Annotated in this window: 1 protein-coding gene; it reads right to left on the reverse strand. The window is 50.9% G+C overall.

The window, feature by feature from the left end; translation table 11 throughout:
- Position 1: 1 nt before the first annotated feature.
- A partial coding sequence (locus VTU_RS34715; RefSeq protein ID WP_010102432.1) for a hypothetical protein occupies positions 2-232 on the reverse strand: 231 nt, incomplete at its 5' end.

The raw sequence follows: 232 nt of genomic DNA on the forward strand, positions 1-232 counted from the left end.
TTCAATTGATGACAGGCCCGTAGTTCGACAAGCTTATGTGCCAATGATTCATATGATAGGGTTGGGACGAGATCTTCGCTGACTTCTCGGTCCATGCACTTACGAGAGGAATCGCGATTGACCCGGTCACCGAGTTGGACGGAAATTTCCCGTGGACAAGCACATCCTCAATGAACGATTGCCCGATATAGACGGCGCGGGTGGAGCGAGAATCCGCTTCAATCTCAAGCAT

The organism is Verminephrobacter aporrectodeae subsp. tuberculatae At4 (assembly GCF_000193225.1).
In the GTDB taxonomy this organism is placed as follows: domain Bacteria; phylum Pseudomonadota; class Gammaproteobacteria; order Burkholderiales; family Burkholderiaceae_C; genus Acidovorax; species Acidovorax aporrectodeae.